The organism is Micromonospora sp. D75, from assembly GCF_018070405.1.
Lineage (GTDB): Bacteria > Actinomycetota > Actinomycetes > Mycobacteriales > Micromonosporaceae > Micromonospora > Micromonospora chalcea.
In genome coordinates this window covers 1-1,405 of record NZ_JAGPXV010000969.1, presented here as the reverse complement: position 1 = coordinate 1,405, position 1,405 = coordinate 1, and the positions used below count along the sequence as shown (strand labels likewise).

General features: G+C 76.9%; 1 protein-coding gene and 2 pseudogenes. 2 read left to right on the top strand and 1 reads right to left on the bottom strand.

Going from position 1 to position 1,405, the window contains the following annotated elements; translation table 11 throughout:
• A pseudogene (locus KBX39_RS31195) lies at positions 1-331 on the top strand (serine/threonine protein kinase); the annotation flags it as partial.
• 91 nt (positions 332-422) lie between these two features.
• Positions 423-824 (top strand): annotated as a pseudogene (locus KBX39_RS31190) (OsmC family protein); the annotation flags it as partial.
• Between the two features lie 4 nt (positions 825-828).
• Here KBX39_RS31190 and KBX39_RS31185 read toward each other — a convergent pair.
• Positions 829-1,405, bottom strand: a 577-nt coding sequence (locus tag KBX39_RS31185) for an endonuclease/exonuclease/phosphatase family protein (RefSeq protein WP_210873994.1), incomplete at its 5' end; no start/stop codon positions are given.

Here is a 1,405-nt window from a genome sequence, read left to right as displayed (position 1 = left end):
CCTGCCGTACGAGGCGGACAGCACCACCCGGCTGCTCGGGCCGGGGGGACGCCGGCCCGAGCCCCGGCCGCTGCCCGACGTTCCCGGGCTGCCGCCCGAGGTGGCCGACCTGTGCCGCAGCTGCCTCGACGCCGACCCGGCGGCCCGGCCGACCAGCCCGATGGCCGCGCTGCTGCTGGCCGAGGCGGTGGACGCCCGGGTGTACGTGCCGATGAGCGCGGTGCTGCCCCGCCAGCGCGCGGAGCAGGTCTCGCCGTGGACCAGCCGGGCGGCCGCCGAGGCCACCGAGGCGATGGCCGTCGACGCCGCGCCGAGCGGCCGGGTCGGCTGAGCGCTCCTACTGCCCGCCCGGGCGCGGTTTCGCTGCTCGGGGTCCGGGAACGCGGTCCGGTGAGTGACGGGAGGAACGCGATGCCGGAGCCGAGACGGCCACGGCGACCGCGGCGGGCGGTCACGTACGCACCGACGACGGCGGTCTCTCCTCCGCCCTGGCGTCCCCGCTGGCGCCGCACTGCACCGGTCTGACGCCGGAGCAGCTCCTGGCCGCGGCGTTCGCCTCCTGCCTGCACCACGCAGCTGTGGAGGCGGCCGGGGAGATCACCGACGAGGCGCACACCGTGCAGGTGACCGCAGAGGCGAAACTGGGCCGCGACGACGACGGCCGTTACCGGGCCGACGTGCACGCCGAGATCTCCTCGGCGGGACTGACCCGGGATCAGCTGGCCGACCTGGTCGCGTACGCCGACCGGCTCTGGCCGTTCTCCAGCGGCGACCCGAGCCGGCACCGGCTCACGGTGACCCCGGCGGAGAACGGCCGGCACTGAGCGCTCACCAGCGGAAGCCGGCGGTCACCGCGCGGTGGTCGCTGTCCGGGGTGTGCAGCACCCCGGCAGTGGTGGGGGTGAGTCCCCGGTAGAGGACGTGGTCCGGTCGGGTCACCGGCAGCTCCGCCGGCCAGGTGAAGCCGAATCCCTGCCCGGCCTCGGCCTGAGCGTCGCGCAGCAGCCGGGTCAGCGGGTCGAAGACCCGGTCGGTGGTGGCGGTGTTCAGGTCGCCGAGCACCACCAGCCGCTCCGCCGGGTCGGCGCGTACGGCGTCGGCCAGCGCGGCGACGGTCTGGTCCCGGGTGGCGGTGTGCCCGGCGCGCGCGGAGCCGAGGTGGACGACGTACACGGTCAGGTCGCCCCGGGGGGCGGCCACCACGGCGCGCAGCGCGCGGTCCCAGCCCAGCCCGGTGTCGATGCCGTGCGCCTCCCGGATCGGCCACCGACTCCACAGCGCGACCGTCGACACCACCGCGCGGTGCGGGTACCGGCCGGCGAGGACCGGCGCCACCCGGTCACCGTCGGCGACCTCCTGGAGCCCGATCAGGTCCGGTCCGTCGCCGGCGAGCGCGCCCACCGAG